Source organism: Hydrogenophaga sp. OTU3427 (assembly GCF_038440225.1).
GTDB lineage: Bacteria > Pseudomonadota > Gammaproteobacteria > Burkholderiales > Burkholderiaceae_C > Hydrogenophaga.
On the sequence record NZ_JASATI010000034.1, the window covers coordinates 21,699 to 46,104 of the forward strand.

27 protein-coding genes are annotated in these 24,406 nt (G+C 70.0%); 19 read left to right on the plus strand and 8 right to left on the minus strand.

The features are described 5' to 3' along the window. Positions 1 to 32: 32 nt before the first annotated feature. The 3 genes from AAHB17_RS17660 to AAHB17_RS17670 all read left to right on the plus strand — a co-directional run bounded on the left by AAHB17_RS17660 (position 33) and on the right by AAHB17_RS17670 (position 1,098). A complete protein-coding gene (locus AAHB17_RS17660) occupies positions 33 to 329 on the plus strand; it encodes a DUF5710 domain-containing protein (RefSeq protein WP_342131996.1) in 297 nt (98 codons plus the stop codon). A 47-nt stretch (positions 330 to 376) separates the two neighbouring features. Continuing rightward, positions 377 to 772, plus strand: a complete 396-nt coding sequence (locus AAHB17_RS17665) for a hypothetical protein (protein WP_342131997.1) — start codon at positions 377 to 379, stop codon at positions 770 to 772. Between the two features lie 80 nt (positions 773 to 852). Further along, positions 853 to 1,098 carry a DUF3297 family protein gene (locus AAHB17_RS17670; RefSeq protein ID WP_342131998.1) on the plus strand — a complete coding sequence of 82 codons (246 nt, stop codon included), beginning with the start codon at positions 853 to 855 and terminating at the stop codon, positions 1,096 to 1,098. Between the two features lie 39 nt (positions 1,099 to 1,137). Here the strand turns inward: AAHB17_RS17670 and AAHB17_RS17675 are convergent, their stop codons facing one another. Next, a complete protein-coding gene (locus AAHB17_RS17675; RefSeq protein ID WP_342131999.1) occupies positions 1,138 to 1,683 on the minus strand; it encodes a hemerythrin domain-containing protein in 546 nt (181 codons plus the stop codon). A gap of 287 nt (positions 1,684 to 1,970) precedes the next feature. On the opposite strand from AAHB17_RS17675, the gene AAHB17_RS17680 reads away from it, so the two are divergent. From AAHB17_RS17680 to AAHB17_RS17715, 8 genes are all read left to right on the plus strand, one after another. Next, positions 1,971 to 2,945, plus strand: a complete 975-nt coding sequence (locus AAHB17_RS17680; protein ID WP_342132000.1) for a DUF6282 family protein — start codon at positions 1,971 to 1,973, stop codon at positions 2,943 to 2,945. Continuing rightward, complete coding sequence (locus AAHB17_RS17685; protein ID WP_342132002.1) at positions 2,942 to 3,652, plus strand: NAD(P)H-dependent oxidoreductase; 711 nt, start codon at positions 2,942 to 2,944, stop codon at positions 3,650 to 3,652. The genes AAHB17_RS17680 and AAHB17_RS17685 overlap by 4 nt, the downstream gene beginning before the upstream one ends. A 68-nt stretch (positions 3,653 to 3,720) precedes the next feature. Further along, entirely contained in the window at positions 3,721 to 4,527 is an 807-nt protein-coding gene (locus AAHB17_RS17690; protein WP_342132003.1) for an IclR family transcriptional regulator, read from the plus strand. 147 nt (positions 4,528 to 4,674) lie between these two features. Further along, positions 4,675 to 5,598, plus strand: a complete 924-nt coding sequence (locus tag AAHB17_RS17695) for a 3-keto-5-aminohexanoate cleavage protein (RefSeq protein WP_342132004.1) — start codon at positions 4,675 to 4,677, stop codon at positions 5,596 to 5,598. Between the two features lie 72 nt (positions 5,599 to 5,670). Then, entirely contained in the window at positions 5,671 to 6,657 is a 987-nt protein-coding gene (locus AAHB17_RS17700; RefSeq protein WP_342132005.1) for a Bug family tripartite tricarboxylate transporter substrate binding protein, read from the plus strand. 21 nt (positions 6,658 to 6,678) lie between these two features. Continuing rightward, the gene (locus tag AAHB17_RS17705) at positions 6,679 to 7,449 is read left to right on the plus strand and encodes an HpcH/HpaI aldolase family protein (RefSeq protein ID WP_342132007.1); all 771 of its coding nucleotides are present in this window, start codon (positions 6,679 to 6,681) and stop codon (positions 7,447 to 7,449) included. A gap of 33 nt (positions 7,450 to 7,482) precedes the next feature. Further along, on the plus strand, positions 7,483 to 8,328 hold the full coding sequence (locus tag AAHB17_RS17710) for a hypothetical protein (protein WP_342132008.1): 846 nt from the start codon (positions 7,483 to 7,485) through the stop codon (positions 8,326 to 8,328). Between the two features lie 13 nt (positions 8,329 to 8,341). After that, entirely contained in the window at positions 8,342 to 8,647 is a 306-nt protein-coding gene (locus tag AAHB17_RS17715; RefSeq protein WP_342132010.1) for a hypothetical protein, read from the plus strand. 139 nt (positions 8,648 to 8,786) lie between these two features. Here AAHB17_RS17715 and garD read toward each other — a convergent pair whose 3' ends face one another. Then, complete coding sequence (garD, locus tag AAHB17_RS17720; RefSeq protein WP_342132011.1) at positions 8,787 to 10,373, minus strand: galactarate dehydratase; 1,587 nt, start codon at positions 10,371 to 10,373, stop codon at positions 8,787 to 8,789. A gap of 99 nt (positions 10,374 to 10,472) precedes the next feature. On the opposite strand from garD, the gene AAHB17_RS17725 reads away from it, so the two are divergent. The 6 genes from AAHB17_RS17725 (at position 10,473) to AAHB17_RS17750 (ending at position 17,422) form a co-directional block, all read left to right on the plus strand. Next, a complete protein-coding gene (locus AAHB17_RS17725) occupies positions 10,473 to 11,510 on the plus strand; it encodes a LacI family DNA-binding transcriptional regulator (protein WP_342132012.1) in 1,038 nt (345 codons plus the stop codon). A 132-nt stretch (positions 11,511 to 11,642) separates the two neighbouring features. Then, positions 11,643 to 12,596 (plus strand): Bug family tripartite tricarboxylate transporter substrate binding protein, encoded by a 954-nt coding sequence (locus tag AAHB17_RS17730; RefSeq protein ID WP_342132013.1) that lies wholly within the window; start codon positions 11,643 to 11,645, stop codon positions 12,594 to 12,596. A gap of 7 nt (positions 12,597 to 12,603) precedes the next feature. Further along, entirely contained in the window at positions 12,604 to 13,932 is a 1,329-nt protein-coding gene (gene gudD, locus AAHB17_RS17735) for a glucarate dehydratase (protein ID WP_446719616.1), read from the plus strand. 164 nt (positions 13,933 to 14,096) lie between these two features. After that, positions 14,097 to 14,885 carry an HpcH/HpaI aldolase family protein gene (locus tag AAHB17_RS17740; RefSeq protein WP_342132015.1) on the plus strand — a complete coding sequence of 263 codons (789 nt, stop codon included), beginning with the start codon at positions 14,097 to 14,099 and terminating at the stop codon, positions 14,883 to 14,885. Positions 14,886 to 14,922: 37 nt separating this feature from the next. Continuing rightward, entirely contained in the window at positions 14,923 to 15,795 is an 873-nt protein-coding gene (locus tag AAHB17_RS17745) for a 2-hydroxy-3-oxopropionate reductase (RefSeq protein ID WP_342132017.1), read from the plus strand. Between the two features lie 154 nt (positions 15,796 to 15,949). Further along, complete coding sequence (locus AAHB17_RS17750; protein WP_342132018.1) at positions 15,950 to 17,422, plus strand: aldehyde dehydrogenase (NADP(+)); 1,473 nt, start codon at positions 15,950 to 15,952, stop codon at positions 17,420 to 17,422. An 18-nt stretch (positions 17,423 to 17,440) separates the two neighbouring features. On the opposite strand, the gene AAHB17_RS17755 is transcribed toward AAHB17_RS17750, so the two are convergent. From AAHB17_RS17755 to AAHB17_RS17775, 5 genes are read right to left on the minus strand one after another with little or no spacing between them, the layout of a single operon-like run. Beyond that, entirely contained in the window at positions 17,441 to 18,196 is a 756-nt protein-coding gene (locus tag AAHB17_RS17755; protein WP_342132020.1) for an amino acid ABC transporter ATP-binding protein, read from the minus strand. Beyond that, positions 18,183 to 18,833 carry an amino acid ABC transporter permease gene (locus AAHB17_RS17760; protein WP_342132021.1) on the minus strand — a complete coding sequence of 217 codons (651 nt, stop codon included), beginning with the start codon at positions 18,831 to 18,833 and terminating at the stop codon, positions 18,183 to 18,185. Before AAHB17_RS17760 ends, AAHB17_RS17755 begins: the two co-directional genes overlap by 14 nt. Further along, positions 18,826 to 19,497: an amino acid ABC transporter permease gene (locus AAHB17_RS17765; protein ID WP_342132023.1), complete on the minus strand. Its 672-nt coding sequence runs from the start codon at positions 19,495 to 19,497 to the stop codon at positions 18,826 to 18,828. Before AAHB17_RS17765 ends, AAHB17_RS17760 begins: the two co-directional genes overlap by 8 nt. A 24-nt stretch (positions 19,498 to 19,521) precedes the next feature. Continuing rightward, the gene (locus tag AAHB17_RS17770; RefSeq protein WP_342132025.1) at positions 19,522 to 20,316 is read right to left on the minus strand and encodes a transporter substrate-binding domain-containing protein; all 795 of its coding nucleotides are present in this window, start codon (positions 20,314 to 20,316) and stop codon (positions 19,522 to 19,524) included. Then, positions 20,313 to 21,053 carry a GntR family transcriptional regulator gene (locus tag AAHB17_RS17775; RefSeq protein WP_342132026.1) on the minus strand — a complete coding sequence of 247 codons (741 nt, stop codon included), beginning with the start codon at positions 21,051 to 21,053 and terminating at the stop codon, positions 20,313 to 20,315. The genes AAHB17_RS17770 and AAHB17_RS17775 overlap by 4 nt, the downstream gene beginning before the upstream one ends. 216 nt (positions 21,054 to 21,269) lie before the next feature. On the opposite strand from AAHB17_RS17775, the gene AAHB17_RS17780 reads away from it, so the two are divergent. Continuing rightward, the gene (locus tag AAHB17_RS17780; RefSeq protein WP_342132028.1) at positions 21,270 to 22,043 is read left to right on the plus strand and encodes a fumarylacetoacetate hydrolase family protein; all 774 of its coding nucleotides are present in this window, start codon (positions 21,270 to 21,272) and stop codon (positions 22,041 to 22,043) included. Here AAHB17_RS17780 and AAHB17_RS17785 read toward each other — a convergent pair. Then, a complete protein-coding gene (locus tag AAHB17_RS17785) occupies positions 22,034 to 22,960 on the minus strand; it encodes a LysR family transcriptional regulator (RefSeq protein WP_342132029.1) in 927 nt (308 codons plus the stop codon). The two genes, AAHB17_RS17780 and AAHB17_RS17785, sit on opposite strands and share 10 nt — an antisense overlap. 86 nt (positions 22,961 to 23,046) lie before the next feature. Between AAHB17_RS17785 and AAHB17_RS17790 the strand changes: the two genes are divergently transcribed. Continuing rightward, positions 23,047 to 24,369 (plus strand): sulfatase family protein, encoded by a 1,323-nt coding sequence (locus AAHB17_RS17790; protein WP_342132030.1) that lies wholly within the window; start codon positions 23,047 to 23,049, stop codon positions 24,367 to 24,369. Positions 24,370 to 24,406 lie beyond the last annotated feature (37 nt).

A 24,406-nucleotide genomic window follows, 5' to 3' on the forward strand; every position in this document is an offset into this window, starting at 1 on the left:
TCGGGCCGCGGGCACAGGCAGATAATGAACCCATGCGAGTCAATCTGGCCACCCCGTTTGCTGACAAGGATCAAGTCAAGGCGCTGGGCGCGCGGTGGGACCCCGCCCGCAAGGTCTGGTACGTGCTCGATCCCAAGGACCTGACGCCCTTCATGCGCTGGATTCCCGATCTGGTGGCGGCCACCCAGGCCGCTGCCGTGCCCGCGCCCGCCCCTCCCCGGGCGGCCGCCCAACGCACCCCGACCGCGACCGCCGCCCGGATCGAGGTGCCCGACTGTGGCTGCGCAGCCCTCCCCTGGGAGGACTGCGTCCACACCCTGCGACCCTAGACCGTCCGCCGGGTGCCTGCGCAACACCACCTCCCGGGAGCGACACCATGAATCCCACCCTTCGTTTTGTCCGCCATGCGCTCGCCTGGGGCGTGTTGGGCCTGGGCGCCGCTGGCGGCACCTGGTCGCAAACCGCCGCCGATGTGTCGCGGGCGCGTTTTGATGCCGAGCGCAAGGCCTGCCTGGCGGGCCTCACCGGCCAGGACACGCAGACCTGCCTCACCGAAGCCCACAACGCCTACGGCGAACGCCGGCGCGGCGCCGATCTCCAGGTGAGCCCGGAGGAGTTGCTGTACAACCGCCTGCGCCGCTGCGAGGTCCATCAGGGCCCCGAGCGCACCGACTGCGAGGCCCGCATGCGTGGGCAGGGGCAGACCAGCGGCAGCGTGGACGGTGGTGGCCTGCTGCGCGAACTCACCACCGTGGTGCCGCCGAGGCAGTGACGGGCCGCTCAGCGCCCTTGCGCAAGGGCCGCACCCGGAATCCGGGACAATCCCAATTTCACATACCCAGCCACAGCGCCATGACCGAAGCCTCCGCACCCGCCCTGCCTGACCGCCTGTCCATCGACCCGCGCAGCCCCCACCACGTGGCCGCGGTGTTCGAGCGCGACATCGGCATCCGCTTCAATGGCAAGGAGCGATTTGATGTCGAGGAATACTGCATCAGCGAAGGCTGGGTGCGGGTGCCCGCCGGCAAGACGGTGGACCGCAAGGGCCAGCCGCTGATGATCAAGCTCAAGGGCGTGGTCGAAGCCTTCTACAAGTGAGACGGCGGCGCCCCGTGCGCGCCACCGCCTGAGACCGGCTCAGGAGCCGCGCAGTCCCCGGCGCGCGGCATTCACCACGTGCCGCGTGTGCAGGGCCAGGCCCAGCGCGGCCATGTCCTCGCCGTGGCGGCCCAGGATGGCCTGCGCCAGCGGCAGGAAGCTGGCTTCTTCCAGCCGGGCGTGGGTCAGGTAGGCCTGCACCAGCTCGTTGAGGTCGGTGCTGTCGCAGCTCACGCTGCTGCCCTTGGCCACCTGTTCCAGCTGCGGCTGCAGTTGGCGCCAGAGCGCTTCGATGTGGCGGTGCTCGGCACTCAGGGCCGCCACCATGTGTTGCACCTCCTGCAACTCGTCCCCCGGCGTGGCATGGGCCAGCACGGCCGGGAACAAATCCTTTTCCTCTTCCTTGTGGTGGTCGAACACGGCGTCGTGAAAAAACGCCAGCGTGTCCTGCGCCAGCCGCCGCGCCCGCGCGGCCGGCTCCAGCAGGGCAGGCAGTTCCTTCAAGGCGTCGAGGTGGGCCACGATGCCTTCATGGCATTGGGCAAAGGACTGGATCGGGGTGGTTTCGGTGACGGCGGCGTTCATGGGACATCTCCAGACAGTGGACCGGCCTGATGGCGGCGGATGGCTCACTGTAGGCCGCCTCGCGCGCGCCGTGTGGCCTATCCGGCCAAAGCTTGATCTGCATCAGACACCACCACCCGCCCGCGCGGTGGCTGGCCTCCCCACGACGTCGTCATGCCCATGACCTAGGGTTTTCACTGAGTGGTGATGTTCCGGTTCGGCCCTACAGTTCGTATCATAGAACATAACAGTGTTTCGTTAGATAAAACAAACACCGATTTTCACCGAACCCCCGAAAGGCACACGACATGGACATGAAAAGCGCAGCCAGCGACGACCGCTTCGCGATCGCACCGGGCGCCTGGCGCAGCCAGCAACCCGATCTGGGCAAGCAACTGCTCCAGGGCGCGGTGGACCTGCACTGCCACAGCGGCCCGTCCGTCATGCCGCGTTACTTCGACCACTACGAAGCGATGCAGGAAGCGTCCGAAGCCGGCGTGCGCGCCTTGCTGATCAAGGACCACTACTACTCGGCCACGCCGGTGACGGCCATGCTGAACAAGCACTTCCGCCACCTGAAGGTCACGCTGCTGTCGGGCGTGCCCCTGAACAACCAGAGCGGCGGTCTCAACCTGTACGCGGTCGAGCACGGCATCGCCCTGGGCGCCAAGCTGGTGTGGATGCCGACCTTTGCCTCGCGCAACCACATCGCCCACCACAAGGCCGACGCCAACTTCAGCTTCCCCAAGTCCAAGAAACCCATGCTGTCGCCCACGCCGCTGACGGTGGTGGACGACCAGGGCCGGCTGCTGCCCGAGGTGCTGCCCATCCTGGACATGGTGGCCGAGCACGACGTGGTGCTGTCCTCCGGCCACCTGCACATCAGCGAGATCTGGCCGCTGTTCGACGAGGCCAAGCGCCGGGGTGTCAAGCGCCTGCTGTGCAACCACCCGTCTTACGTCATCGACGCCACGCTGGACGACATGGCCCGCCTGGCCGGCATGGGCGTGTACCTGGAGCATTCGATGTGCATGTTCGCCGAGGACTCCAAGTTCCGCTTCTACGAGCCGGCCAAGCTGCAGGCCATGATCGAAGCGGCGGGCGTGGACCGCACCATCCTGGGCTCGGACCTGGGCCAGGTGGGCAACCCGCGCCTGGTCGACGGCTTCCTCAGCGTGATCGAGATCTGCCTGGACCTGGGCTACTCGGCCGAGCAGGTGCGCAAGATGGTGTCGACCAACGCCGCCGACCTGGTGGGCCTGGACGCGGTCGAGGCGGCATGAACACGCTCATCGTCTACGCCCACCCCGAGCCGCGCTCGTTCACGGCCGCGCTCAAGGACACGGCCGTGGCCACCCTGGGCGCGCTGGGGCACGAGGTCAGCGTGTCGGACCTGTACGCCGAGGGCTTCAACCCGGTGGCCGGTCGCCATGACTTCGAGACCGTGGCGGACGGCGGGCATTTCCACTACCAGCAGGAGCAGCTCAAGGCCAGCCAGGCGGGCGGCTTCTCGGCCGAGCTGCGGCGTGAACAAGAGCGCGTGGCGCAGGCCGACCTGTTCCTCTTTGTCTACCCCCTGTGGTGGGGCGGCATGCCGGCCATCCTCAAGGGCTGGTTCGACCGGGTCATGGCCTACGGCTTCGCCTACGCCGACGGCAAGCGTTTCGACAGCGGCTTCTTCCAGGGCCGCCATGGGCTGATCGCCCTGACCACCGGCGGCACCCCCGAGCGCTTTTCGCCCGAGGGGGTGTACGGCCCCATCGACGACCTGCTGTACCCCCACCGCCGCACCATGCTGGAGTACCTGGGGCTGCGCATCGCGCCAACCTTCGTGGCCTACGCCACGCCGCGCGTGAGCGCCGCCGAGCGCGAGGCCTATCTGGCGGCCTGGGCGGCACAGCTCACGAAGTTGGCCGGCGAGATCGCGGCCACGCCGGCGCAGCGCGCCGCCGCGCCCACCACCACCACCCATTGGGCCACGGCCGCCTGAGGCCCTTTCGGATCGCTGATATCGTGTCGCTCAACCTCATCCCCATCCACCGTGAAGCGACACGATATATGAGCGCATCCTCCGACGCACCGGCCGAAACCACGGGCGTGCAAGCCGTCCTGTTTGCCCTGCAGATCATGGAACACGTGGCCGTGCAGCGCGAGCCCATCGGCGTGACCACCCTGGCCGAACACTTCGGCACCAACAAGAGCCGCATCCACCGCCACCTCAAGACCCTGGCCCAGCAAGGCTACATCGTCCAGGACGAGGTGTCCGAGCGCTACCGCGTGGGCGCCCGGCTGATCGCGCTGGGACACGCCATCAGCGACAGCGTGGACATCGTGCGCGAGGCCAAGCTGGTGATGCGCAAGGTGCGCAACACGCTCAACCACTCGGTGGTGCTGTCCATGGTTGACCGCGGCGGCGTGCGGGTGGTCAACGTCGAGTCGGGCACCTCGGCGGTGGAGATCACGGTCAAGCCCGGCTCGCTGATGGACTACCACTCGTCCGCGCAGGGCAAGATCGCCCTGGCCCATGGCGGGCCGGCGCTGCTCAGGCAGGCCACCGCCAAGGGCCTGACCGCCCACACCCCGCGCACCCTCACCGACCCGGCCGCGCTGGAGCGCGAGCTGGCGCAGATACGCCAGCAGGGCTGGGCCGTGGCGCCCAACGAGGCGGTGACAGGGCTGAACGCCTTGGCCGTCCCCATCTTCGACGCCACCGGCAAGCTGGCGGCGGCGGTCGCCATCGTCGACTCGGTGCAGTTCATCGGCGAGCCGCCCACGCAGGAACAGATCGACACCATGCTCGACGCCGGGCGGCGCATCTCGGAAAGCATTGGCCACAAGACCGGGAGGTCTATGCGAAACCCCTGAACGCCCCCTGTCCCGTGCCCGTGGCTTCAGTGGGCCGCACCGCCGGTGCGGTCTCGCTGAGCGGCTGACGGGACACCTCCTTTCCAGCAGCGCAAGAAACTGCCGCGCGCGGCAGTCGGGCGCAGCTTTGCCTGAAACGTCTCACGCATGAACAAAGTCATCATCAGCGCCGCCGTCACCGGGGCCATACACACACCGTCGATGTCGCCCCATCTGCCGGTGACGCCCGACGAGATCGCCACCGCCGCGCTGGAGGCGGCGCAGGCGGGCGCGGCCATCGTCCATCTGCATGCGCGGGACCCGGAAACGGGCAAGCCGACCCAGGCGGTGGACGTGTTCCGGCGGTTCCTGCCCACCATCCAGGCCGCGTCCGACGTGGTGGTCAACCTCACCACGGGCGGCGCGCCCACCATGACGGTGCAGGAGCGCCTGCAGCCGGCGCTGCGCTTGCAGCCCGAGGTGGCCTCGCTCAACATGGGCAGCATGAACTTCGGCCTGTACGAGATGCTGGGCCGCTTCAAGGCGTTCAAGCACGACTGGGAACGCCCCTACCTGGCCAACAGCGACGACATGGTGTTCAAGAACACCTTCCGCGACATCGCCCACATCCTCGAGTCCTGTTCCGCCCACGGCACCCGCTTCGAGATCGAGTGCTACGACACCAGCCACCTCTACACCGCCGCGCATTTCCGTGACCGTGGCCTGCTGCCGGGGCCGTTGTTCATCCAGACCGTGTTCGGCCTGCGCGGCGGCATCGGCGCCCATCCGGACGACCTGGCCCACATGAAGCGCACGGCGGACCGGCTGTTCGGCGACGCCTACGTCTGGTCGGTGCTGGGCGCCGGCCGCCACCAGATGCCGCTGGCCACGATGGCCGCGGCCATGGGCGGCAACGTCCGCGTGGGCCTGGAGGATTCCCTGTGGGACGGTCCTGGCCGACTGGCGCGCAACAGCGCCGTCCAGGTGCAGCGCATCCGCCAGGTGCTGGACGCGCTGTCGCTGGAGGTGGCCACCCCCGACGAGGCCCGCCAGATGCTGGGCCTCAAAGGCCGCCACAACGTCGCCTTCTGAGCGACCCGACTTTCCCGCCCTTTTTCAAACGCCGCTTTTTCCCCGCCTTCCCCCATTCCACGGAGACACCCCATGCCCCACACCACCTTCACCCTGGCCCGCCGCACCCTGCTGGCCGCGGCCGCCCTGGCCCTGGCCGCCCCCACCTGGGCGCAGTCCTTCCCCACCAAACCGGTCAAGCTGGTGGTGCCCTACCCGGCGGGTGGCCCCATCGACGGCGTGGCCCGTGGCCTGGCCGAGCGCCTGCAGCGCCTGTGGGGCCAGCCCGTGGTGGTGGACAACCGGGGCGGCGCCAACGAAATCATCGCCGGTGATTTCACCGCCAAGTCGCCGGCGGACGGCTACACCATCCTGCTCGGCGCCGATCCCACGTTTTCGGGCAACCCCTTCCTGTTCAAGAAGCTGCCCTTCAACCCCTTCACCGACCTCGTGCCCATCACCCGCGTCGTCAACGTGAACATGGCCTTCATCGTGCCCGGCGGCCTGCCGGTCAACACCTTGAAGGAGTTCGTCGCGCTGATCAAGGCCAACCCCAACAAATACAACTACGGCTCGGCCGGTGCCGGCGGCCCGACCCATGTGCAGGTCGACGCCTTCCTGCGCCAGGAAGACCTGCAGATGACCCACGTGGCCTACAAGGGCATCGCGCCCGCCGCGCAGGACGTGCTGAGCGGCCAGGTCCAGGCCATGGTGGCCGGCAGCTCGGCCGCCACGCCCCACATCCCCTCGGGCAAGATGAAGGTGCTGGCCATCAACGGCCCCAAGCGCGCCAAGGCCCTGCCCAACGTGCCGACCTTCGCCGAGGCCGGTTTCCCCAACACCGAGATGTACTTCTACCTGGGCCTGACCGCGCCCAAGGGGGTGCCCAAGGCCATCGTCGACCAGATCGCCGCCGACACCCGCAAGGTGCTGGCCGACCAGAGCTTCGTGGAGAAGACGCTGGACGTGTTCGGCTTCGACCCGATCAGCGAAACCCCCGAGCAGTTCGCCGAATTCCTCAAGCGCGACCGCGCCCTGGCGGAAAAGAAGATCCGCGCCGCCAACGTCTCGCTCGACTGAACTGTTCCGCCCCCGCCCACCATGTCACTGCCGCTCCTTCCCCCCTTCCGCCAGCGCCTGGCCAGCGGCCAGCCGCTGCTGGGCACCTTCGTCAAAAGCCCCGGTGCCCACGGCATCGAGGTCCTGGGCGAGGTCGGCCTGGACTTCGTGGTCATCGACGCCGAACACGCGCCCTGGGACCGTGGCGCCGTCGACCTGGCCCTGCTCGCCGCGCGGGCGCACGCCCTGCCCGCGCTGGTGCGGGTGGAAAACAGCGCCGGCATCCTGTCGGCGCTGGACAGCGGCGCCACAGGGGTGCTGGTGCCCCACGTGTCCCACCCCGACACCGCACGCGCCGTGGTGGCGGCCTGCCGCTACCGCCCCGGGCAGCGCGGCTTTTCCAACTCGCCCCGCGCCGGGCGCTACGGTGGCCTGGGCCTGGCCGCCCACCTGGACGCCAGCGACACCGCGACCACCGTGGTCGCCATGCTGGAAGACGCCGAGGCGCTGGACCATGCCGAGGCCCTGGCCGCGGTCGAGGGCATCGACGCCTTTTTCCTCGGACGCGGCGACCTGACCGTGGCGTTGGGAGAAACCTCCACCGAGGCCGAGACCGTGCGCCGCGCCGTCGCCCTGCTGGTGGCGGCGGTCCGGGCCGCCGGCAAGCCGCTGTGCGCCTTCGTCGGCAAGACCAGCGAGATCCCGGCCCTGCAGGCCCTGGGCGTGACGGCCTTCATCCTGTCGTCCGACCAGGGCCTGCTGCGCCACGCCGCCAGCACCGAGCTCGCGCAGTTCAAGGCGCTGCCGGCCTGAGTTTTTTCATCTTGTGAACCCGAGGATTGCCCCATGTCACGCATCGAACCCAGCCTGGGCCTGCACTACGCCGAGCCGGCCCAGCTGACCACCCCCACCGGCGAATCCACCTGGCTCACCCGCAGCGCCAACGTGGTGGTGGCCATCTCCCAGGTCGGCGCCGGCACCGTGCTGAGCCGCACCGAGCAGCCCGACGAACACATGCTGCTGTTGCCGCCCGGCGTGCGCGCCCGCGTGGCCACGCCCAATGAGGCCATCGAGGCCGGCCCCGAGTCCCTGACCATCGTGCCGCCCGGCGAGAGCCACATCACCCTGCTCGACGCCGGCACCGTGACACGTGTGTTCAGCGTGCGCGCCACCGACCTGGCCGCCTTGGCGTCGAATGCCTCGACATATGCCGATGGCGCGCCGACCGTGGCGCCGCTGGACGACTGGCCCATGCCCAGCGACGGCTACCGCCTGCGCCACTACCGCCTGGCCGAGTACAGCGATCCCAAGATCTTCGGCCGGCTGTTCCGCAGCCGCAACCTGATGATCAACGTCTTCGAGCGTGTCACCGAGCCGCGCGACCCGCGCAAGCTTTCACCCCATTCGCACGCCGATTTCGAGCAGCTGTCGCTGGCGCTCGAGGGCTCCTTCATCCACCACCTGCGCACGCCCTGGGGGCCGGACTCGGCAGTGTGGAAAGCCGACGAGCATGTGGAGGTGCACAGCCCGTCGACCCTGGTCATCCCCACCCAGCTCATCCACACCACGCAAGCGACGGGGACGGGCGTGAAGTGGCTGATCGATGTGTTCGGCCCGCCGCGCATGGATTTTTCGCTGCAGCCCGGCGTGGTCCGCAATGCCGGCGACTACCCCATGCCGGCCACCGCCTGAGCGGCAGCTGTCCATGGCCGGCGCGCTTGACCGCCTGCGGGGCTGGGTCGCCGGCTGGACCGTGCTGCCGGTGGACCACTACACCGCGCTGGGCCTGGACCCGCAGGCCAGCGAGGCCGAGATCCAGGCCGCCTGCGAGGCGACGCTGGCGCGCGTGACCGCCTCCGGGTGGGCCCGGGTGCTGGGCTTTGTGTGTGGACAGAGTCCGACCCGCCTGCGCCGTGCGCGGGACGAACTCTGCGACCCCCTGCTGCGGCCGGGCTACGACCGGCACCTGGCCATGCTGCGGGTGCTGTTCAGGTACCCGCCACAAACGTAGCCGCCACTGGCCTCATGCGGTTGGGCGCCCAGGTCCAACCGGGAGACACCGCCGGGCCGGCTTTGCCGGACGGCTGGTGTCGCCCCCTGGAGGGGGGATGCGGCCACGCGCAGCGGGCAAGCGACGGGGGTGGGTGATTTCAGGTCACAGGCGCGGGGTTGAACAGCACCAGGGCGTTGTGCAGTTTCCACTGCTCGGCCCAGGTTTTCTTGCGGCCGCTGGCCACGTCCAGCATCAGGCGGAACAGCTCCCAGCCCAGGTCCTCGATGCTGGCCTCGCCGTCGGCGATGGCACCGGCGTTGATGTCCATCAGGTCGTGCCAGCGCCGCGCCAGGTCGCTGCGGGTGGCGACCTTGATCACCGGGCAGGCCGCCAGGCCGTAGGGCGTGCCGCGGCCGGTGGTGAAGACGTGCAGGTTCATGCCGGCGGCCAGCTGCAGCGTGCCGCAGATGAAGTCGCTGGCCGGCGTGGCGGCGTAGGTCAGGCCTTTGGTCTTGAGCTTCTCGCCGGGTGAGATCACGCCCGAGATCGGCGCCGAGCCCGACTTGACGATGCTGCCCATGGCCTTCTCGACGATGTTGGACAGGCCGCCGGCCTTGTTGCCCGGTGTGGTGTTGGCGCTGCGGTCGGCGCTGCCGCGCTGCAGGTAGGCGTCGTACCAGGCCATCTCGCGCACCATGGCCTCGGCCACCTCGGGCGTGGTGGCGCGCGCGGTGAGCTGGGCGATGCCGTCGCGCACCTCGGTGGTCTCGGAGAACATCACGCTGGCGCCGGCGCGCACCAGCAGGTCGGTGCAGAAGCCCACCGCCGGGTTGGCCGTCACGCCCGAGAAGGCATCGCTGCCGCCACACTGCACGCCCACCACCAGCTCCGACGCCGGCACGGTCTCGCGGCGGCGCGCGTTCAGGCGCTGCAGGTGGGTCTCGGCCTGGCGCAGGATGGACTCGACCATGGACATGAAGCCGACGTGGGCCTCGGCCTGCAGGCAGACCACGTCCAGTGCCGGCGCCGTCTGGGGGTGTGCCTGGCGCTGGTCCACCAGCGCGATGCTGCCGGGCGGCAGCAGGCGCTCGGGCTGCAGCTTCTCGCAGCCCAGGCTGACCACCATCACCTCGCCGCCGAAGTTGGGGTTGAGGCTGATGTTGCGCAGGGTGCGGATGGGGATGATGGCGTCGGGCGCGTCGATGGCCACGCCGCAGCCGTAGCCGTGTTCCAGCGCCACCACGTCGTCGACGTTGGGGTACCTGGGCAGCAGCTCGGCCTTGATGCGCTGGACGGCGAAGTCGGTCACGCCGGCCACACACTGCACGGTCTGGGTGATGGCCAGGATGTTGCGCGTGCCCACCGAGCCGTCGGCGTTGCGGTAGCCCTCGAAGGTGAAGCCGGTCAGCGGTGGCTGGGGTGGCGTGGTGTCGGTGGCCATGGGCAGGTCGACCAGGCCACGCGCGTCGGGCATCTGCAGCAGGCGCTCGTGCACCCAGCTGCCGGCCGCGATGGCGGTCAGGGCGTGGCCGATGGGGATGCCATAGCGCAGCACCGGCGCGCCGCTGGGGATGTCGGCCAGCGCCACCTTGTGGCCCTGCGGCACCTTGTCCTTGAGCACCAGGCCGCCGGGCAGGGCGGTGCCCGGCGGCAGTCCGCCGTCGTTGGCGACGATGGCCACGTTGTCGCGCTCGTGCATGCGGATGGTGTGGGGCGCGCGGGGGCTGGCCACGGAGGCGGTCATGGGGGCTTCTCCTATCATGGGGCGCCAGCGTGGGGCCCAAAAACGGCGCACGCTGGCACAAAGTGGTGTTATGGTAGCGGTACCAATCAAGCGATGTCAATGGCCGACAAGGATTCCCCCAAACGTTCACGGCGCGGCAGCGGCGCCATCACCCTGCGCGACGTCGCCAAGCTCGCGGGCGTGGCGCCCATCACCGCCTCGCGCGCGATCAACACGCCCGGCCAGGTCTCGGCCGACGTGCGGCGCAAGGTCGACGAGGCCGTGGCCCGCACCGGCTACGTGCCCAACCGCGTGGCCGGTGGCCTGGCCTCGGCGCGCAGCCGGCTGATCGCGGCGGTGGTGCCCAGCACCGTGGTGTCGGTCTTCAACGAAACCATCGAAGCCCTCAACGCCACCCTGTTCGACGCCGGCTACCAGCTCATGCTGGGGCAGTCCAGCTATTCGCCCGAGCGCGAGGAGCAACTGCTCGAAGCCATCATCGGCCGCCGGCCCGACGGCATCTTCCTCACCGGCATCCTGCCGCCGGGCAAGGGCCGCACGCGGCTGCTGGCCTCGGGCATCCCGGTGGTGGAGACCTGGGACCTGACCCCCACGCCCATCGACATGTTGATCGGCTTCTCGCACGCCGCCATTGGCGACGCGGTGGCGCGTTTCCTGTGGGCCAAGGGCCACCGCCGCCTGGCCCTGGTGCGCGCCGAGGACGACCGCGCCGGGCGCCGCGCCCAGGCCTTCCAGGCCGCCGTGGCCCAGGCCGGTGGCGCACCCGTGATCGACATCAACGTGGGCGCCGTGCGCACCCTGCGCAGCGGGCGCGACGCCATGGGCCGCCTGCTGGAGCAGGCCGCGGCCAGCGGTGGCGTGGACGCGGTGTTCTGCAGCTCCGACCTGCTGGCCCTGGGCGTGATGACCGAGGCGCGCGCCCGCGGCCTGGCCGTGCCGGGCGATGTCGCCATCGTCGGCTTTGGCGACGTGCCCTTTGTCTCGGACATGGTGCCGGCCCTGACCACGGTGCGCATCAACGGCGCCGAGATCGGCGAGCGCGCCGCGCGCTGCCTGATGGCGCGCGCCGACGGGCAGGCCGTTGAGCCGCGCACGGTGGACGTCGGTTTTTCCATCATCGAACGCGACAGCGCCTGAGCGCGCCCGCGCCCCGCCGGGGAAGTCCCTGATTGACGCTTTGGATTGGTACCGCTACCATTGCATGCATCGTACCGTTGGTGTTACGATGTCGTACAACTGGCCACGCGCTGGCCACCTCAGGAGACACACATGAGAAAGCTGCTTGCCGCCGCGTTGACCACCTTTTCCCTGGCGTCCGCCTGGGCCTGGCCCGACAAGCCGGTGACCCTGGTCGTGCCCTTTCCCCCGGGCGGCTCCACCGACCTGATCGCCCGCACGCTGGCGCCCAAGCTGCAGGAAAAACTGGGCGGCACCTTCATCGTCGACAACAAGGCCGGTGCCACCGGCACCATCGGCGCCGGTGCCGTGGCCCGCGCCCCGGCCGACGGCCACACCCTGCTGGTGTCCTCGCTCGGCCCCTACGTGATCGCGCCCCACCTGCTGGCCAAGGTGCCTTACGACGCGCTCAAGGATTTTGACTACCTCACCGTGGCGGTGCAGGCCCCCAACGTCCTGGTGGTGCCGGCGGCGTCGCCGCACAAGTCCATGGCCGACGTGATCGCCTTCCACAAGGCCAACCCCGGCAAGATGACCCTGGCCTCGTCCGGCAACGGCAGCAGCGACCACCTGACCGCCGAGATGTTCTGGCTGCAGACCGGCACCAGCGGCACCCACGTGCCCTACAAGGGCGGTGGTCCGGTCATGACCGACCTGCTCGGGGGCCAGGTCGATGGCTCCTTCATGAACATCAACACCGCCATGCCGCAGATCACCGCCGGCAAGCTGCGCCCGCTGGCCATCACCAGCGCCAAGCGCTCGCCGCTGCTGCCGGCCGTGCCCACCATGGAAGAGTCGGGCATCAAGGAAGCCAACGTCTACTCCTGGCAGGCCATCGCCGGCCCGCGTGGCCTGCCGGCCGATGTCAAGGCCAAGCTGCACGCCGCCATCGTGGCCGGCCTGGCCGATCCGCAGGTCAAGGCCAAGCTGCTGGACCTGGGCTTCGAGATGGTGGCCAACACGCCCGAGCAGTTCGCTGCCTACCAGGCCTCCGAGTTCGCGCGCTGGAAAAAGCTGATCGAAACCCGCAACATCAAGGCAGATTGAGGTGCCCATGTCCGCCACCCCCCGCATCACCGAACTGCGCGTCATCCCCGTGGCGGGGCGCGACAGCATGCTGCTCAACCTGAGCGGCGCCCACGCCCCCTTCTTCACCCGCAACCTGCTTATCCTCACCGACAGCGCCGGCCGCACCGGCGTGGGCGAGGTGCCGGGTGGCGAGAAGATCCGCCAGACGCTGGAGGACGCGCGCGCCCTGGTGGTGGGCCAGGCAATAGGCAACTGGCAGGCCGTGCTGCAGCGCATGCAGCAGCAGTTCGCCGACCGCGACAGCGGCGGCCGTGGCCTGCAGACCTTCGACCTGCGCACCACCATCCACGCTGTCACCGCGGTCGAGTCGGCCCTGCTGGACCTGCTGGGCCAGCACCTGGAGGTGCCGGTGGCGGCCCTGCTCGGCGAAGGCCAGCAGCGCAGCTCGGTGGAGATGCTGGGCTACCTGTTCTTCATCGGCGACCGCACGAAGACCGACCTGCCCTACGACAGCGACCCGGGCGGCGACAACGCCTGGTTCCGCCTGCGCCACGAGGCCGCCATGACGCCCGAATCGGTGGTGCGCCTGGCCGAGGCCGCTCGCGAGCGTTATGGCTTCAACGACTTCAAGCTCAAGGGCGGCGTGCTGGCCGGCGATGCCGAGGTCGACGCGGTGACCGCGCTGCACGAGCGTTTTCCCGACGCCCGCGTCACGCTGGACCCCAACGGCGGCTGGCTGCTCAAGGACGCCATCCGCCTGGGCCAGCGCATGCGCGGCGTGGTCGCCTACGCCGAGGACCCGTGCGGCGCCGAGGGCGGTTTCTCGGGCCGCGAGGTGATGGCCGAGTTCCGCCGCGCCACCGGCCTGCCCACGGCCACCAACATGGTGGCCACCGACTGGCGCCAGATGACCCACGCGCTGTCGCTGCAGTCGGTCGACATCCCGCTGGCCGACCCGCATTTCTGGACCATGGCCGGCTCGGTGCGCGTCGCGCAGACCTGCCGTGACTGGGGCCTGACCTGGGGCTCGCACTCCAACAACCACTTCGACGTCTCGCTGGCCATGTTCACCCACGTGGGCGCGGCCGCACCCGGCAAGGTCACGGCCATCGACACCCACTGGATCTGGCAGGACGGCCAGCGCCTGACCAAGGACCCGCTGCAGATCGTCGGCGGCCACGTGCAGGTGCCGCAGAAGCCCGGCCTGGGCGTGGAACTGGACATGGTCGAGGTCGAGAAGGCCCACCAGCTCTACCGGCAGCACGGCCTGGGCGCGCGCGACGACGCCACCGCCATGCAGTACCTGATCCCGGGCTGGACCTTCGATCCGAAGCGGCCCTGCATGGTGCGGTGATGGCCCACCCCCGTCGCTTGCCCACTTCGTGTGGCCGCATCCCCCCTCAAGGGGGCGACACCAGCCGTCCGGCAGAGCCGGCCCGGCGGTGTCCCCAGGGCGCGCTTTCAGCGCGTCATTGACCGGCACCCTGAACGACTGATTCACCACCGAGGGAGATGACCATGCGACCCAACCGACTGCGCGCACTCTGGCAATCCGGCGGCGCCGCCGTGAACGGCTGGCTGGCCATCCCCAACAGCTTCTCGGCCGAGGTCATGGCCCAGCAGGGCTGGGACGCGCTGACCATCGACCTGCAGCACGGCCTGGTCGACGAAGGCGCGATGCTGCCCATGCTGCAGGCCATCTCCACCACCGACACCGTGCCGGTGGTGCGGGTGCCCTGGCTGGCGCCGGGCATCCTGATGAAGTCCCTGGACGCCGGCGCCTACGGCGTCATCTGCCCCATGGTCAACACCCGCGAGGACGCCGAGAAGCTGGTCGCCTGGACCCACTACGCGCCGCGTGGCACGCGCAGCTACGGCCCGGTGCGGGCCTCGATCTACGGCGGCGCCGACTACGCGCAGCACGCCAACGACACCATCGTCACCTTCGCCATGATCGAGACCGCGCAGGCCCTGGCCAACCTGGAGGACATCCTCTCGGTGCCGGGGCTGGACGCGGTCTACATCGGCCCCTCCGACCTGTCGCTCTCGCTGGGCTGCACGCCCACCTTCGACGACGTCGACCCCAAGGCCGCCGAAGCCATCGCCCACATCCTGGCCCGCGCGCGGGCCCACGGCCTGGTGGCCGGCATCCACAACGGCAGTCCCGAGGCCGCGCGCCGGCGCATCGCCATGGGCTTCCAGTTCGTCACCGTCAGTTCCGACGCCCGCCTCATCGCGGCCGGTGCCCAGCAGATCGTGCGCGAGATGCGCGGAGCCCAGCCGGCGGCACCCACCAGCGCTTATTGACGCCCCCCCTTCACACCCCCACTCTAGGAGTCTCCACATGAAGATCGGATTCATCGGCCTGGGCATCATGGGCACGCCCATGGCCGGCCACCTGCTCGCCGCCGGCCACACCCTGTTCGTGCGCACCCGCAGCCAGGTGCCCGCGGCCCTGTCGGCCGCCACCGTCTGCGCCACCAACGCCGACGTCGCGCGTTCCGCCGACATCGTGTTCCTGATGCTGCCCGACACCCCCGACGTCGAGACCGTGCTGTTCGGCCAGGACGGCGTGGCCGACGGCCTGAGCGCCGGCAAGGTGGTGGTCGACATGAGCTCGATCTCGCCCATGGAAACCAAACGTTTTGCCGAACGCGTCAACGCCAAGGGTTGCGAGTACCTTGACGCGCCGGTGTCCGGCGGCGAAGTGGGCGCCAAGGCCGCCAGCCTGACCATCATGGTCGGCGGCAGCGAGGCCTGCTTCGAGCGCGTCAAGCCCCTGCTGGCGCTGATGGGCAAGAACATCACCCTGGTGGGCGGCAACGGCGACGGCCAGACCACCAAGGTCGCCAACCAGATCATCGTCGCGCTCAACATCGCCGCCGTGGGCGAGGCCCTGGTGTTCGCCAGCAAGGCCGGCGCCGACCCGGCCAAGGTGCGCCAGGCCCTGATGGGGGGCTTCGCGGCCAGCCGCATCCTGGAAGTGCACGGCGAGCGCATGATCAAGCGCACCTTCAACCCGGGCTTTCGCATCCGCCTGCACCAGAAAGACCTGAACCTGGCCCTGCAAGGCGCGCGCGAACTCGGCGTGGCCCTGCCCCAGACCGCCAACGCCGCGCAGATGATGCAAGCCTGTGCCGCCGCCGGACTGGCCGACATGGACCACTCCGCCCTGGTGCAGGCCTTCGAACGCCTGGCCGACCACCCGGTGGCTTGACCCCCCCGCGCCGCTTCGCGTCACCCCCCAGTGGGCGACACCAGCCGTCTGGCGGAGCCAGCCCGGCGGTGTCCCCGGTGGGGGCCGAGCAGGCGGTGTGTCGCGCAAGCCGGCTGTGTGCCGCCGTTCTGAACCCTTCTCTGCCCCAACGACCATGAAAACCCTGCAATCCATCCGCGCCCGCACGGGCGAAGCCCTGGGCGCACCGCTGCCCGCCTCCACGCCCGAACAGGTCGATGCCGCCGCCTTGGCCGCGTCCGACGCTTTCGCCGCCTGGTCCACCAGCAACGGCGCCACCCGCGGCGCGCTGCTGCGTGGCCTGGCCGCGGCGCTCGAAGCCGACCGCGAAGCCCTGGTGGCCTTGGCCGACGACGAAACCGCGCTCGGCCCGGTCCGCCTCAACGGCGAACTCGACCGCACCGCCTTCCAGCTGCGCCGCTTCGCCGACATGGCCGAACGCGGCGTGGCCTTCGCCGTCACCGACGACCCGGCCGTGGCCGGCGCGCCGCCCGTGGGTCACCCGGCCATGGTGCGCCAGTGTGTGCCGCTGGGGCCGGTGGCCATGTTCTCGGCCAGCAACTTCCCCTTCGCCTTCTCGGTGCTGGGCGGTGATACCGCCTCGGCCCTGGCCGCCGGCTGCCCGGTGGTGGTCAAGGCCCACTCCGGCCACCTGCACCTGTCCAACCGCGTGTTCGGCCTGGTCCAGCAGGTGCTGGCCGCGCAGGGCCTGCCGGCCGGCCTGGTGGGCATGATCCAGGGCGGCGGCAACGACGTCGGCGTGCGCCTGGTGCGCCACCCCGCCATCGCGGCCGGCGCCTTCACCGGCTCCACCCGCGGCGGCGCGGCCCTGCAGGCCGAGGCCAGCGCGCGTCCGCGCCCCATTCCCTTCTACGGCGAGCTCGGCTCCATCAACCCCGTGGTCGCCCTGCCGGCCGTGCTCGCGGCCAAGGGCGGTGAACTCGCCGCCACCCTGGCCGGCTCGATCGCGCTGGGCTGCGGCCAGTTCTGCACCAGCCCCGGGGTCATCGTGCTGCTCAAGGGCGCCGAGAGCGAGGCCTTCGTGGCCCAGCTGCGCAGCGCGCTGGCGGCCCAGAACCCCCACGCCATGCTGACCCCCGGCATGCGCCAGGCGCTGGACGCCGGCGTGGAACACCTGGTGCAAGCCGGTGCCCAGCCGCTGCTGCGCGAGGCCGGCAGCGCCGAGGCCCCGCGCCCCTTCCTGGCCCAGGTCGAGGCCACGCAGTTCATTGCCCAGGCCGCCCTGCGCGAAGAGGTGTTCGGTCCGGCCAGCCTGATCGTGTGGGCCGATTCGGTGGCCCAGGTGCTGCGGGTGCTGGACGCCGTCGGCGGCAGCCTGACCGTGACCCTGTGGGGTGCGGACGCCGACACGGCCGACACGCGTGCCCTGGTGCGCGGCGCCATGGCCATCGCCGGGCGTGTGCTGTTCGCCGGTGTGCCCACCGGCGTGGCGGTCACCGCCGCCCAGCAACACGGCGGCCCCTGGCCCTCGTCCACCCAGCCCATGACCACCTCGGTCGGCGACGCCGCCATCGAGCGTTTCCTGCGCCCGGTGTGCCTGCAGGACGCGCCGGCCTGGCTGCTGGCACGCCAGGGGCAACCCGTCTGAAGGCGCGCCCGCGCGCTTTCAGTGGATGGACGATAGGAACTGCTGCAGTTCCGGCGTGCGCGGTGAGCTGAACAAGGCGTCCGGCGGGCCCATTTCGTGCACCCGGCCCTGGTGCATGAAGATCACGCGGTCGCTGACCTTGCGGGCGAAGTTCATCTCGTGCGTGACCATCAGCAGGGTCATGCCTTCCTGCGCCAGCGACTCCACCACCTGCAGCACCTCGCCCACCAGTTCGGGGTCCAGGGCCGAGGTGATTTCGTCGCAGAGCAGGATGCCGGGTTCCATGGCCAGCGCGCGCGCGATCGCCACCCGCTGCTGCTGGCCGCCCGAGAGCTGTTCGGGGAAGGCCGAGAACTTCTCGGCCAGGCCCACGCGCTGCAGCAGCTGGCGCGCCCGTTCTTCCAGCGCCGGGCCGGCCTGCTGTTTCACCAGGCTGGGCGCCAGCATCACGTTCTTGCCCACCGAGAGGTGGGGGAAGAGGTTGAAAGACTGGAAGATCATGCCCACCTGCTGGCGCAGCGCGCGCATGGCGGCCGGGTCCTTGTAGACCAGGGGCTGGCCTTGCACGCGCAGCTCGCCGTGCTGGAACACCTCCAGGCCGTTGACACAGCGCAGCAGCGTGCTCTTGCCCGAGCCGCTTTTGCCGATGATGGCGATGACCTCGCCCGGACGCACCTCCAGATCGATGCCCTTGAGCACCTCGTGGGTGCCGTAGGACTTGCGCAGCCCCCGGATGCTCACGGCCGGCTGGCCTTGGATGTCAGTGTTTGGCATGCAATTGGCCCTCGAGAACACGCGAATAGAAACTGATGGGGAAACACAGCCCGAAGTACAGCAGCGCGACGCAGCTGTAGACCAGGAAGGGCTGGAAGGTGGCGTTGGTGATCATGGTGCCGGCCTTGGTGAGTTCGACGAAGCCGATCACCGAGGCCAGCGCCGTGCCCTTGATGACCTGCACCAGAAAACCCACCGTGGGCGCCACCGCCAGCCGGCCGGCCTGCGGCAGCACGACGTGGCGCATCTGCTCCAGGAAGTTCAGCGCCAGGCTCTGGGCGGCTTCCCACTGGCCCTTGGGCACGGCCCGCACGCAGCCGTGCCAGATCTCGCACAGGTAGGCGCTGGCGTAAAGCGTGAGCGCCGCCGAGGCCGCGAACCAGGCCGAGGTCTCCACGCCCAGCAGGGCCAGGCCGAAGTAGGCGAGGAAGAGCTGCATCAGCAGCGGCGTGCCTTGAAACACCTGCACGTAGACCGACACGCTGCGCTGCAGCCAGGGTTGGGGTGTGCTGCGCAGCACCAGCAGCAGCAGGCCCACCAGGCCGCCGCCGACGAAGGCGATCAGCGACAGGACCACCGTCCAGCGCGCGGCCAGCAGCAGGTTGCGCAGGATGTCCCAGAGGGTGAAGTCAACCACGGCGGCCTCCCAGCAGAAAACGGTCGCCAAGGCGGTTGAGCGCATGGCGCACCAGCACGGATAACAGCAGGTAGATCAGCGTGGCGACGATGAAGGCCTCGAAAGCGCGGAAGTTGCGGCTCTGGATCAGGTTGGCCGCGAAGCTCAGCTCCTCGGTGGCGATCTGCCCGCACACGGCCGAGCCCAGCATCACGATGATGATCTGCGACACCAGCGCCGGCCACACGCGGCGCAGCGCGGGCGGCAGCACCACGCGGGTGAAGGTCTGGGCGCGCGTCAGGGCCAGGCTGAGTGCGGCCTCGATCTGGCCGCGCGGCGTGGCCTGCACGCCGGCGCGCACGATCTCGGCCGCGTAGGCGCCCAGGTTGAGCACCATGGCGATCACGCTGGACCACTCGGGCGACAGCCGCAGGCCCAGCGCCGGCAGGCCGAAGAAGATGAAGAACAGCTGCACGATGAAGGGCGTGTTGCGGATCAGCTCCACATAGACCCCCACCGCCCAGCGCAGGGGCGCGCTGCCCTCGGTGCGGGCCCAGGCACAGCCTATGCCCACCAGCACCCCGAGGACGGCGGACACCGCCGTCAGGCCCAGCGTCCACAGGACCCCCTTGAGCAGCAGCGGCCACTCGGACAGGACGGCGGCGAAATCGAATGCGACAGACATGGCGGTGGCCGCTGTGTGTGTCGCTTACAGCGGCAGGTTGCCGGCCGGGCGCTTGAGCCACTTCTGCGCCAGCTTGTCGAGTTCGCCCGCGGTCTTGGCGTCGGCGATCACGGCATTGACCTTGGTGCGCAGCGCGTCCTCGCCTTTGGCCACGCCGATGAAGTTGGGGCTGTCCTTGAGCAGCAGCTTGTACTCGGCGCCGAGCTGGGCGTTGCGCAACATCATGTTCTCGGCCACCGAGATGCCGGTGGCGATCAGTTGCGTCTGGCGCGACACAAAGGCCGACACGGTGGCGTTGTTGTCCTCGAAGCGGCGGATGTCGGCCGTGGCCGGGGCCAGCTTGGTCAGCTCCTGGTCCTCGATGGCGCCACGGGTGACCGCGATGCTTTTGCCCGCCAGGTCCTGCATGGAGGTGAGGGCGATGGACTTGGGCGCGAAGATGCCCTGGAAGAAGGGCGAGTAGGCGGCCGTGAAGTCGATCACCTTCTCGCGCTCCGGGTTCTTGCCCAGGGTGGAGATGACCAGGTCGGCTTTCTTGCTCTGCAGGTAGGGGATGCGGTTGGCGCTGGTCACCGGCACCAGCTCCAGCTTCACGCCCAGCTTGGTGGCGATGAGCTTGGCCATGTCCACGTCCAGGCCCTGCGGCTGCAGGTCGACGCCGACAAAACCGTAGGGCGGGAAGTCGGTCGGCACGGCGATCTTGATCAGCTTGGTCTTCTCGACGTTCTCGAGCGCGGTCTGCGCCTGGGCGCCGCCGGCCAGGGCCGACAGCGCGACGGTGGTGACGAGGGCCAGCAGCTGGCGTTTGGTGGTGTTCATAGCAGGGCTCCTAGGTAGGGTGGGGGAGGGGTGGTGGGGGATTCGGGGCGGGTGTCGCCGGGCGCGGGGCGGGCCACCGGGGCCAGGGCGGCGCGCAGGCCGGCCAGCGGGTCGTGGGCGGCGGCGCCCGGGCGCAGCGCCTGCTGCACCTGACCGATGTGGCGCGCCATCAGCGTCTCGGCGCGGGCCGCGTCGCCGGCGGCCAGCGCCTGCACGATCTCGACGTGGTCCTGGCAGGACTGCGCGGCGTCGTGGGTGGACTGGTAGAGCATGGCGATCAGCGTGGTGCGGGCGGTGAAGTCGCGCAGGGTGTCGGCCAGCAGCTGGTTGCCCAGGCATTCGGCCAGGCAGACATGGAAGTCGCCGAGCAGGAAGCTGCGCCGCCCGACGTCGCTGCCGGCCAACGCCTCCTGCTCGTCGCGCAGGTGGCGCTGCAGTTTGGCCAGCCGGGCCGCGTCCATGGGCGCGGCGCTGCGGATCAGGCCGGTCTCGATCACGCGGCGTGCCTCGAAGGCCTCGCGCGCCTCGGCCTCGGAGGGCTGGACCACGTACCAGCCCCGGCGCGCGCTGACGGTGACGATGCCACGCGCCGCGAGCTGCATCAGGGCCTCGCGCACCAGGGTGCGGCTGCAGTCGAACAACATGGACAGCGCCTGCTCGCCCAGGCGGCTGCCCGGGGCCAGCTTCTGGGCCAGGATGGCTTCAACAATGCGTTCGGCGATGTCGCTGGAGTTCATGGTCGTGCGGGTGTGTGCCAGACCACCAGCGAAAAGCGTGCCAGCTGCTTACATGGCTTGTATGCAAACTTTGTGCATCTATTGGGTGCACCGGGTCGGGCGGGGCCGGCGCCAGGCCCAAACGTGGTTCGTCCGTGGCACCTTCTGGTGCATGCGCTCCTGCACAATGGTGGCCGGTCTTGCCTTGTTCCCCTTTCATTTGTTCCACACCCACCCATGTCCAACCTTGCCCCGCCCTCGTCCGATGCCCAGATCGCCCAGACCCTGCTGGAGGCCCGCCGCAGCGGGCAGGTGGCCAACGCCGACGCGGTGGTGATCGCGGACGCCGCCCAGGCCTACCGGGTGCAGGCGGCGGTCAGCGAGGCCATGGGCTGGTTTGCCGATGGGCCGGCGCGCCACTGGAAATCGGGTGGACCCGGGCGCGAGGCGGTGCTGACCCACGCGCCGCTGCCGCCCGCCGGTGTCTGGGCCAGCCCCGCCGACGCGCGTGCCTGGCCGTTTCACTGGCGTGGCATCGAGGCCGAGATCGCCCTGCGCCTGGGCCAGCCGGTGGACCGCGACCACGCCGGCCGCCTGGACCAGGACAGCGCGCGCGCGCTGGTGGACGCCATGACGGTGTCCATCGAGCTGGTCGACTCGCGCTGGGCGCAGGCCCTGGACGCACCGGGCTGGCACAAGCTGTGCGACCTGCAGTCCCACGGCGCGCTGGTGCTGGGTGAGTGGGTGCCCTGGCGCGCGCGCGATTGGGCCACGCAGACCTGCGAGTTGCGCATCGGTGGCCACGAGCAGGTGTTCACCGGCACCCATTCGCTGGGCGACCCCAGCTGGCTGCTGCCCCAGTGGCTGCGCCACGCCACCCGCGATGGCGCGGTGCTGCCCGCCGGCACCGTGGTCACCACCGGCACCTGGTGTGGCCTGCCGCTGGCGCAGGCCGGCGACGAGGTGGTGGTGCGTTTCCCCGGCGTGGGCGAAGCGTCCGTTCAGCTTTGAGAAGGTGTGAATGCATCCGGCGTGGCAGCGCTCGCCAGCAGCAGGTCCTTGACGGCCGCGAAGGCCGGGTCTTCGAGGGCGGCGGCGTGGCACCACAGGTGGATGTGGCGCGGCGTGGGCGCCACCGGCAGGGCCAGCTCCACCAGGTCGAACCGGGCGCCCAGTCGGCGCAGCGGAAACCGGGGCAGCACCGACAAATGCCGACCCAGGCCCAGGGTGCCCAGCAGCATGAAGACCTCGCCCAGCACGGTGATCTCCACCCGCATCTCCTCCACGCCGGCCGCGGCCAGCATCTCGCGCACGCCCTGATCAAAGGGTGAGGTCGTGCCCAGGCTGATCCAGCGCTGGCCGTTGGCGTCGCCCGGGCGCAGGCGGCGCTGGCGCGCCAGCGGGTGGCTGCGGCCACAGTACACGCCCAGGTCGTCCTCGACCATCAGAAAGCGCGCGATGCCGGGCGGCGGCCGTTCCAGCCAGGAGGGCGCGATCACAAAATCGTGCCGGCGGTCGATCAGCTGCTCCACCAGCAGGTGGGGCCGGTCGCTTTGCACCAGCAAGGCCATGTCCGGGTAGGCCGCCTGGAGGTGCTGCGCCAGGCCGCTCAGCAGGGCCGCGCCCACCAGCGGGCCGGCGCCGATGCGCACCTGGTGGCGTATGCCGCTGCGGTGGCGGGCCGTCACCTCGGCCGCGTCCTGCAGGCGCCGCGCGATGGCGCGGCCCTCGCGCGCCAGCATCTCGCCCAGCGGTGTGCTGCGCACGCCGTAGCGGCTGCGCTCGAACAGCGTGCCCCCGGCCTGCATCTCCAGCGTCTGCATGTTGTGCGTGAGCGTGGGCTGCGTCAGGTGCAGGTGGCGGCTGGCCTGGGTGATGGAGCCCTTTTCCAGGATGGTGGCCAACTGCACCAGGTGTCGCGGGTCCATTGATTTTCTTTCGTTTGGAAAACAAATTTCAATTTTACGGATGCGATCAAAGTGCCTAAGCTCCGGCACCAGCGACGACCGACACCATGAAACCGAACATCATCTACATCGTTTCCGACGACCTCGGCTACGCCGACCTGGGCTGCTACGGCGGGCGCGACGCGGCCTTCGGCGCCGTCTCGCCCCACATCGACGCGCTGGCCGCCGGGGGCATGCGCTTCACCGAGGGCTATGCCAACTCGCCCGTGTGCTCGCCCACCCGCTTCGCGCTGCTGACCATGCGCTACCAGTACCGCCTGCGCGGCGGCATGGAAGAGCCCATCAACAGCCGCAGCAAGGGCAGCACCACGCTGGGCCTGCCGCCCGACATCCCCACCCTGCCGTCGCTGCTGCGCGAGGCCGGCTACACCACCGCCCTGATCGGCAAGTGGCACCTGGGCTACCCGCCGGCCTTCGGGCCGCTGCGTTCCGGGTACGACGAGTTCTTCGGCATCATGGCCGGCGGGGTGGACTACTTCACCCACTGCTCGGGCAAGGGCGACCACGACCTCTACCTGGGCGAGGACGAGCACCACGAGGTGGGCTACCTCACCGACGTGTTCTCGCAGCGCGCGGTGGACCATGTGCACCGGCAAGCGGCGGCGGCGCGCGCGGGCCGCCCCTTCTTTCTGAGCCTGCACTACACCGCGCCCCACTGGCCCTGGGAAACCCGCGACGATGCCCACGTGGCGCCCGAGGTGGCGGCCAACCTGTTCCACCTGGACGGCGGCAACGTCGAGAGCTACCGCCGCATGATCCACCACATGGACGAGGGCATCGGCCGTCTGGTGGCGGCCCTGCGCGAGCAGGGTCTGCTGGAGAACACGCTGATCGTCTTCACCAGCGACAACGGCGGCGAGCGTTTTTCCGACAACTGGCCGCTGGTGGGCGGCAAGATGGACCTGACCGAAGGGGGCATACGCGTGCCCTGGATCGCCCACTGGCCGGCGGCGGTGCCTGCCGGTTCGGTGTGTGCCCAGCAGGGCATGACCATGGACTGGTCGGCCACCCTGCTGGACATCGGCGGCGGCCGGCCCGACCCGCGCTACCCGCTGGACGGGGTATCGCTGGCCCGTGTGCTGCGCGACCCGGCGCAGGTGTTCGAGCGCCCGCTGTACTGGCGCATGAAACACCGCGGCCAGCGTGCCCTGCGCCAGGGCGACTGGAAGTACCTCCAGGTGGACGGGCACGAGTACCTGTTCAACCTGGCCCAGGACGCCCGTGAGCGCGCCAACCTCATGCGCAAGCACCCCGACACCTTCCAGACCCTGCGCCAGGCCTGGCTGGACTGGGCCTCCGAGGTACCCGACATCCCCGACGACGCGGCGGTGAGCCTGGGCTACTCGACCCAGGACATGCCCCAGCGCTGACCGGCGCCCCCACACCCCCTCTATCCCAACGGAGACA

Coding starts and splice junctions, on each gene's coding strand:
- AAHB17_RS17660 (WP_342131996.1), top strand. CDS start 33: ATGCGAGTCAATCTGGCCACCCCGTTTGCTGACAAGGATCAAGTCAAG.
- AAHB17_RS17665 (WP_342131997.1), top strand. CDS start 377: ATGAATCCCACCCTTCGTTTTGTCCGCCATGCGCTCGCCTGGGGCGTG.
- AAHB17_RS17670 (WP_342131998.1), top strand. CDS start 853: ATGACCGAAGCCTCCGCACCCGCCCTGCCTGACCGCCTGTCCATCGAC.
- AAHB17_RS17675 (WP_342131999.1), bottom strand. CDS start 1,683: ATGAACGCCGCCGTCACCGAAACCACCCCGATCCAGTCCTTTGCCCAA.
- AAHB17_RS17680 (WP_342132000.1), top strand. CDS start 1,971: ATGGACATGAAAAGCGCAGCCAGCGACGACCGCTTCGCGATCGCACCG.
- AAHB17_RS17685 (WP_342132002.1), top strand. CDS start 2,942: ATGAACACGCTCATCGTCTACGCCCACCCCGAGCCGCGCTCGTTCACG.
- AAHB17_RS17690 (WP_342132003.1), top strand. CDS start 3,721: ATGAGCGCATCCTCCGACGCACCGGCCGAAACCACGGGCGTGCAAGCC.
- AAHB17_RS17695 (WP_342132004.1), top strand. CDS start 4,675: ATGAACAAAGTCATCATCAGCGCCGCCGTCACCGGGGCCATACACACA.
- AAHB17_RS17700 (WP_342132005.1), top strand. CDS start 5,671: ATGCCCCACACCACCTTCACCCTGGCCCGCCGCACCCTGCTGGCCGCG.
- AAHB17_RS17705 (WP_342132007.1), top strand. CDS start 6,679: ATGTCACTGCCGCTCCTTCCCCCCTTCCGCCAGCGCCTGGCCAGCGGC.
- AAHB17_RS17710 (WP_342132008.1), top strand. CDS start 7,483: ATGTCACGCATCGAACCCAGCCTGGGCCTGCACTACGCCGAGCCGGCC.
- AAHB17_RS17715 (WP_342132010.1), top strand. CDS start 8,342: ATGGCCGGCGCGCTTGACCGCCTGCGGGGCTGGGTCGCCGGCTGGACC.
- garD (WP_342132011.1), bottom strand. CDS start 10,373: ATGACCGCCTCCGTGGCCAGCCCCCGCGCGCCCCACACCATCCGCATG.
- AAHB17_RS17725 (WP_342132012.1), top strand. CDS start 10,473: ATGGCCGACAAGGATTCCCCCAAACGTTCACGGCGCGGCAGCGGCGCC.
- AAHB17_RS17730 (WP_342132013.1), top strand. CDS start 11,643: ATGAGAAAGCTGCTTGCCGCCGCGTTGACCACCTTTTCCCTGGCGTCC.
- gudD (WP_446719616.1), top strand. CDS start 12,604: ATGTCCGCCACCCCCCGCATCACCGAACTGCGCGTCATCCCCGTGGCG.
- AAHB17_RS17740 (WP_342132015.1), top strand. CDS start 14,097: ATGCGACCCAACCGACTGCGCGCACTCTGGCAATCCGGCGGCGCCGCC.
- AAHB17_RS17745 (WP_342132017.1), top strand. CDS start 14,923: ATGAAGATCGGATTCATCGGCCTGGGCATCATGGGCACGCCCATGGCC.
- AAHB17_RS17750 (WP_342132018.1), top strand. CDS start 15,950: ATGAAAACCCTGCAATCCATCCGCGCCCGCACGGGCGAAGCCCTGGGC.
- AAHB17_RS17755 (WP_342132020.1), bottom strand. CDS start 18,196: ATGCCAAACACTGACATCCAAGGCCAGCCGGCCGTGAGCATCCGGGGG.
- AAHB17_RS17765 (WP_342132023.1), bottom strand. CDS start 19,497: ATGTCTGTCGCATTCGATTTCGCCGCCGTCCTGTCCGAGTGGCCGCTG.
- AAHB17_RS17770 (WP_342132025.1), bottom strand. CDS start 20,316: ATGAACACCACCAAACGCCAGCTGCTGGCCCTCGTCACCACCGTCGCG.
- AAHB17_RS17775 (WP_342132026.1), bottom strand. CDS start 21,053: ATGAACTCCAGCGACATCGCCGAACGCATTGTTGAAGCCATCCTGGCC.
- AAHB17_RS17780 (WP_342132028.1), top strand. CDS start 21,270: ATGTCCAACCTTGCCCCGCCCTCGTCCGATGCCCAGATCGCCCAGACC.
- AAHB17_RS17785 (WP_342132029.1), bottom strand. CDS start 22,960: ATGGACCCGCGACACCTGGTGCAGTTGGCCACCATCCTGGAAAAGGGC.
- AAHB17_RS17790 (WP_342132030.1), top strand. CDS start 23,047: ATGAAACCGAACATCATCTACATCGTTTCCGACGACCTCGGCTACGCC.